This is a genomic window from Nitrospirota bacterium (genome assembly GCA_016214385.1).
Taxonomy (GTDB): Bacteria; Nitrospirota; Thermodesulfovibrionia; order UBA6902; family JACROP01; genus JACROP01.
Genome location: JACROP010000020.1, coordinates 1 through 5,629 on the forward strand (window position 1 = coordinate 1; position 5,629 = coordinate 5,629).

General features: G+C 40.5%; 8 protein-coding genes. 5 read left to right on the forward strand and 3 right to left on the reverse strand.

All coding sequences use genetic code 11. The annotated features are described in order from the left end of the window. Positions 1–92 precede the first annotated feature (92 nt). The 5 genes from HZC12_01160 to queD all read left to right on the forward strand — a co-directional run bounded on the left by HZC12_01160 (position 93) and on the right by queD (position 3,602). Complete coding sequence (locus HZC12_01160; GenBank protein ID MBI5025343.1) at positions 93–344, forward strand: septum formation initiator family protein; 252 nt, start codon at positions 93–95, stop codon at positions 342–344. 198 nt (positions 345–542) lie between these two features. After that, on the forward strand, positions 543–1,466 hold the full coding sequence (locus HZC12_01165; protein ID MBI5025344.1) for a hypothetical protein: 924 nt from the start codon (positions 543–545) through the stop codon (positions 1,464–1,466). 39 nt (positions 1,467–1,505) lie between these two features. Continuing rightward, the gene (locus tag HZC12_01170; protein ID MBI5025345.1) at positions 1,506–2,729 is read left to right on the forward strand and encodes a hypothetical protein; all 1,224 of its coding nucleotides are present in this window, start codon (positions 1,506–1,508) and stop codon (positions 2,727–2,729) included. Positions 2,730–2,792: 63 nt separating this feature from the next. Then, a complete protein-coding gene (locus HZC12_01175; GenBank protein ID MBI5025346.1) occupies positions 2,793–3,158 on the forward strand; it encodes a GxxExxY protein in 366 nt (121 codons plus the stop codon). Between the two features lie 69 nt (positions 3,159–3,227). Continuing rightward, entirely contained in the window at positions 3,228–3,602 is a 375-nt protein-coding gene (gene queD / locus HZC12_01180; protein ID MBI5025347.1) for a 6-carboxytetrahydropterin synthase QueD, read from the forward strand. 425 nt (positions 3,603–4,027) lie between these two features. Here the strand turns inward: queD and HZC12_01185 are convergent, their stop codons facing one another. From HZC12_01185 to HZC12_01195, 3 genes are all read right to left on the reverse strand, one after another. Beyond that, positions 4,028–4,435, reverse strand: coding sequence for a putative toxin-antitoxin system toxin component, PIN family (locus HZC12_01185; protein MBI5025348.1), 408 nt, complete (start codon positions 4,433–4,435; stop codon positions 4,028–4,030). Then, positions 4,432–4,680 carry a hypothetical protein gene (locus HZC12_01190; protein MBI5025349.1) on the reverse strand — a complete coding sequence of 83 codons (249 nt, stop codon included), beginning with the start codon at positions 4,678–4,680 and terminating at the stop codon, positions 4,432–4,434. Before HZC12_01190 ends, HZC12_01185 begins: the two co-directional genes overlap by 4 nt. Before the next feature lie 66 nt (positions 4,681–4,746). After that, positions 4,747–5,629 (reverse strand): Ig-like domain-containing protein (locus HZC12_01195; protein MBI5025350.1); only part of this gene is annotated, 883 nt, incomplete at its 5' end.

A 5,629-nucleotide genomic window follows, 5' to 3' on the forward strand; every position in this document is an offset into this window, starting at 1 on the left:
TAATATAGAGAGAAATGGGCGCTAATAAACTCAGAAAACAGGTCGAGCTTGAAAAGAAAAAAAGGCGAATTATTTTTTTCACTTTCGGCTTATTGTTATTTATTTACCTCTCTTTTAGCCTGATTTTCGGCGAAAGGGGATTTGTGCGCTATTTAAAACTCAAATCAACCAGAGCCGACCTTCAGGCCGAGACAAAAAAAGTACAGGACGAAAATGAAGAAATTAAAAAACAGGTCGATATTCTTAAGAAAGACCCCCACGCTGTAGAGAACTTTGCGAGAGAATTAGGCCTTACAAAAAAGGGAGAGATAATTTTCAAATACGAGGATGAAACCGAAAAATAGACATGGGCAGTTCTGCCGCATAATTTTTATAATCGACAGATTATTTACATTCTGTTTTAACCTTTCTAATCTCAACGTTTTTTATCAATTCCATAAAGTTCTTTTTTATAAGGTGTCGTATAAAAATTCTTCACCAGAACTGCCCATGTAATTTTTTAGTACTCTTAATTCGTTCTATTTTAGGGATGAAAATAGTCAATGACTCATAGGATGAACAGCAGTCCCCTCTATGTTGCTTTCCTCTGGCACATGCACCAGCCGTATTACAAGGACCCCATAACAGGGGTTTATCGCCTTCCGTGGGTGAGGCTTCATGGTGCAAAAGATTATTACGGCATGGTAGCCATACTGGAGGATTTTCCATTAATCCATCAGACCTTTAATCTTGTCCCATCGCTTCTCGAGCAGTTGCTGGATTATGTCGAGGGGAGGGCGGATGATATATTTCAAGAGGTCAGCCGTATACCCTCAAAAGAGCTCACCTTAGAGCATAAGATTTTTATTCTGTCAAATTTTTTTCTGGCTAACTGGGACAATATGATAAAGCCCTTTCCAGGGTACTATGAGCTCCTCGTAAAAAGAGGCAGAGTCATTACAAGAGGAGAGCTTGAGAGGGCTGTAAAATATTTTTCGGCCCAGGACTTTCTCGACCTTCAGGTCTTTTTTAATCTCTGCTGGTTTGACAGGATCTTTATGGAGAGGGACCCTTTTGTTAAAGGGCTTATTCAAAAGGGAAAGAATTACACAGAGGATGAGAAAAAAATTCTTCTAAATAAACAAAAAGAAATACTTGGATTGATTATACCTGAATACAAAAAAATAAAAGAACAGGGACAGATAGAGATAACAACCTCCCCGTTCTATCATCCAATATTGCCGCTTCTCCATGATACTAATCTTGCAAAGGTTGCTCTTCCTGGCATTGAACTTCCGCAGCTCAGGTTTTCATCCGGGGATGATGCCTTAAAACAGATAAAGATGGCTATGGACTACCATGAAAAACTTTTTGGTTCCAGACCGGAGGGCATGTGGCCGTCTGAAGGCTCTGTGAGCGCTGAGATTATTAATGCTTTTAAAGAATCAGGAATTGAGTGGATTGCAACTGATGAGGGTATTTTATAGAGGTCAATGGGCACCTCCCTCAGGGATTCTGGAGGAGCGGTGAAGGAGCCGGGAGCCCTTTACCAGCCTTACATTGTGGGAGATGGCCTGTCAATAATATTCAGAGACCACGAAATCTCTGACCTTATAGGTTTTGTTTACTATAAGTGGGATGCAAAAAAAGCAGCGGACGACCTTATTCAAAGGCTTTACAGGATAAAGTACTCCCTTCCAAAGGGCAGACCGTTCCTTGTCCCGATAATCCTCGATGGAGAAAACGCATGGGAACATTATCAAAAAGACGGGAGGGATTTCCTTCGTTATTTATATGAGAGATTGAGCAAAGAGGACGGCATCAGGACTGTAACTGTTTCAGAGTATCTTAAAGAACATCCACCTGAGGCAAGAATTGAGAATCTTTTCCCTGGCTCATGGATTAGCAGTAATTTCAGCATCTGGATAGGACATGAAGAAGACAATCTTGCATGGGACATGCTCACTGAGACAAGGGAAGAGCTGTCAATATTTTCCAGATTGAACCCTGATGCTAACTTAGAAGGTGCATGGAAGTCGCTTTATATAGCCGAAGGCAGCGACTGGTGCTGGTGGTATGGCGATGAACATACAACAGAGACACAGGCAGAATTTGATGAACTTTTCAGGGCCAACCTAACAAAGGTTTACAATGTCATGGGGAAGGATGTGCCCCCGAAGCTACTTATCCCAATCCTCAAAGAAGACAGGAGCATTAAACCAACAACAGCCATTAGAGGTTTTATTACCCCTCAGATAGATGGAGAAATTACGAGTTATTATGAATGGTATCAGGCAGCTTATCTTGAGGTATCGCGGATGGGTGGCACCATGCACAGGGCTGAAAGCCTTATGACCCGCATATACTATGGATTTGATACAAATAACCTCTATTTAAGGGCGGATGCAAAAAAACCACTTTCAGAAATCTTCAATGGCATGACCCTTTCCTTCCAGTTTATAAAACCTCCTCATTTGAAACTTGATATTGACAGAGGACAGATAGAGGCGAAGATTTATAAGAGGGTGAATAGCGAGTGGCAATTTTATAAAGCCATAGAAAATGTTGCAATAAAAGACATTTTAGAGGTTACAGTGCCATTCTCTGAACTCGGCGTCAAGCAGGGAGATGAAATAGGTTTTTCTCTATCTTTACTAAAGAATGGGGATGAGATTGAGAAGTGGCCATGGAGAGGGTTCATATCCTTAGAAGTTCCAGGGCCAGAATTTGAAGCTATCATGTGGCAGTGAGAAACAAGTGAACAACGAATAATAATTATAGCCACAGAGGACACAGAGAGCACAGAGATAAATATGTCAGATAAATTAACGGAACAAATCATAGCATCAGCAATAGAGGTTCATCGTATCTTGGGACCAGGTTTGCTTGAATCAATATATGAAGAAGCGATTTGTTATGAGTTATCGCTCAGAGGTATTTCATATGAACGGCAAAAAGAAGTCGATATTTTTTACAAGAATACAGTTATCAAGGGTCAAAGACTTGACCTGATAGTGGATGGAGAGGTTGTAGTTGAGATAAAATCAGCACGTAAATTAGAAAATGTTTTTACTGCTCAGGTATTATCGTATCTCAAAAGCACAGGACTTAAACGTGCATTGTTAATCAACTTTGGTGAGACCAAACTCGTTGATGGAATTAAGAGATTTTCTTTATAACTCTGTGTTCTCTGTGAACTCTGTGGTTATATTATCTATAAGAATGTTGAAAGACTTAAAGAGGTTAATATGTATGAACTTATGATAGAGACCAGCTTTTCGGCAGCGCATCAGCTCAGGGGATATATGGGCAAATGCGAGAAGCTACATGGCCATAACTGGAAGGTGCAGGTCTTTGTAACAGCAGAGAGTCTCAATGAAATAGGGATAGCCATAGATTTCCATGAGCTAAAAAGAATAACAAATGAAATCCTGATGCCTTTAGAACATTCGTTTTTAAATGAGCTTTTTCCTTTTACTGAAATTAATCCATCTTCTGAGAACATCGCTAAGTGGCTCTATGAGTCAATCAGAAAAAAGATAAATTATGATAATCTCGAGGTTTCAGCAGTAATGGTCTGGGAGACCGAGACTGCATCGGCGACATATTATGAACACGAATAGATATTCGGTTCAAGTTACAAACTTGAACCCGCCGGGAGGGTAAGTGTCATTCCCGCATGCTTCCCCGATAGAGGCATTCGGGGACAAGTTTAGCGGGAATCCAGTGTTTGTAAATTCAATAAGTTCTGGATTCCTGCCCCGCTCCCTGCGGGTTCAATTTTGCAAATTGAACCCTTAAGTTTGATATTCGGGAGACTGGGGATGGTCCTCTACAAATCCAGACAATGACATTGTTATTGAGACGATACTTTTATGAAATACAAAATATTCGGGTTCAAGTTACAACAGGCTGTTGAAAAACTCTAAAATAACCATAAGTGTCATTCCCGCATGTTTTTAGCGGGAATCCAGAGTCTTGTAAATTCAAGAGATTCTGGATTCCTGCTTTCGCAGAAATGACAAACTAAGCATGAATAAATACTCCTTCAAGTCCCTCTTATCTTTATCAGAAAATCCCTTGCATTAAGTATTTCTATCCCGTTATATGATTTCAGATTAAGTAGATGCCTGTCACCTGACACGATACAGTCAGCATTAGCATTACAGGCACATTCTATAAATTTATCATCATCGCTGTCTTCCTTGACAACCCTTAGATTACCTTCTATTTTTATATTCTTAGAAAAAGATTTTATCTCTTTTATAGTCTTCTCCACTTCGATGTCTGTAAAATCAAACCTGTTTTTTAACTTGGAGGACAGTTCGAAGATTATCTTCTCGCACAAGAAAAGCTCAACCGCTTTCGCTTTAGCAAGCAATAAACATTTATATGGCAATCCTTTCCATAAAAGTCCTGATATGAAGATATTGGTATCATAAACTACCTTAATCAATTCGCCTCGTGTAAGACCTTGTCTATCAATTTTTCTTTGTCTTCTTCCGATAAAAGGGTTAGGTCTATCCCCTTACTCTTACAAAACGCTATAAACCTTCTTCTTCCGATATCGGAAATTTCTTTAAGGCCTGGCATATCCTCAATTATCAGCTTTTTAAGCAATACCTGCTTCTTTTTTTTTGGTAACTGCTCTACCAGTGAAATTATTTCCCTATCTTTTATCTTTATATTTAGTTGTGGCACCTTAAGACCTCCTTAATGATAGGATTTTTTTATTATATCACGAAAATAGCGGGGTAGGAGGGATATTTATAGGCCGAGTTTAATGGTAAGAGGTACTACGGTCTCGCCGCCACTGCCGTCTTTCACTGATACTGTTATATTGTTCTCTCCGATTTCTTCTGGCCTGACCTTCCATGTAATAATACCGCTCTGGTCTATTGTCATGCCCTGCGGCCCCTCTTTAATAGAGTAGGTAAGGGCATCTCCATCCGGATCAGTGGCTTTTATCTTTGCTGTGCAAATATCGCCCTCAATTTTAGTGTCAACATCTGGAGAGACCTTTGGCGGCGAGTTGGCAATAACGCTGGATAAAGTCATTGCCTGCCCCTGATGCTGCCCGTCAAAGGAGGCTACTCTCACTGATACCTTATCTCCCCTTTTAAATTCAGCCTTCAGCGTATCAGATGTTTCTCCGAGCATAGCCTCTCCATTTATAAACCACTCATAAGTAAGAGTTACAGGGTCGCCGTCCCTGTCTTCGGTAATGGCTTCAACTCTTAATTCAGCGCCTTTCTTTGGATTCTGTGGTAAAAGCTTGGCTGATTTGATTTCAGGGTAGATATTGGCAATGATTATAGGGTCAGAGATGTATTCAGTGCCTTTAATTGATACCTTTACCTCAACTGTGTCATTCTTTTTAAGCTCAGGATATTTGAAGGAAGCCTCTCTGGCGTCCTCTATTTCCCTACCATTCACAATCCACTGATACCTGAGGTCAGAAGGGCTTACACCCTTTACTTTCACAGAAATGGTATCATTTTTTGTTGCGCCTACGGGGAGTAGTTCAATTTTGTAAAGGGATGTCTTTTGAGGCCCTGCCTGTGGAGCCTTTTCCTCTTTTGCTTTCGAGCAGGAAAGGAGAAGGAACACAGGCAAGATACGGGCAAAGAGCCTCAGCGCCCTTTGCCCT

Bases quoted from the DNA above. Each gene is read 5' to 3' on its own strand.
- HZC12_01165 (MBI5025344.1), top strand. From the start codon at position 543: ATGACTCATAGGATGAACAGCAGTCCCCTCTATGTTGCTTTCCTCTGG.
- HZC12_01175 (MBI5025346.1), top strand. From the start codon at position 2,793: ATGTCAGATAAATTAACGGAACAAATCATAGCATCAGCAATAGAGGTT.
- queD (MBI5025347.1), top strand. From the start codon at position 3,228: ATGTATGAACTTATGATAGAGACCAGCTTTTCGGCAGCGCATCAGCTC.